Origin of the sequence: Psychrobacter sp. TB20-MNA-CIBAN-0197, assembly GCF_040309765.1 — a bacterium.
Lineage (GTDB): Bacteria > Pseudomonadota > Gammaproteobacteria > Pseudomonadales > Moraxellaceae > Psychrobacter > Psychrobacter submarinus.
In genome coordinates, this window is the sequence record NZ_JBEOPC010000895.1 from 1 (window position 1) to 259 (window position 259).

At 50.2% G+C, this 259-nt stretch carries 1 protein-coding gene; it reads left to right on the top strand.

Features of this window, described 5'->3' with window-relative positions; genetic code table 11:
* Nucleotides 1–259 (top strand): LptF/LptG family permease (locus AAEY83_RS16445; protein WP_351060764.1); only part of this gene is annotated, 259 nt, incomplete at both ends.

A 259-nucleotide genomic window follows, 5' to 3' on the forward strand; every position in this document is an offset into this window, starting at 1 on the left:
GGATTCGTTAGACGAGAGCTATACGATGGGCGAGGCGATTAAGTATATCTTTTATCGCTCGCCTTACTTTTTAGAAGAGTTTATACCGACTGGCGCTCTACTCGGTGCGGTCGTTGGACTAGGGTTGCTGGCGAATAAAAGTGAGCTGGTCGTCATGCGTGCCGCTGGGGTCAGCGTCTATCGTATCGTTGGCTGGGTATTGCAGCCCGCTTTGATTTTTGTGTTACTCGCTTTGCTCATCAACCAGTTTGTCTTGCCG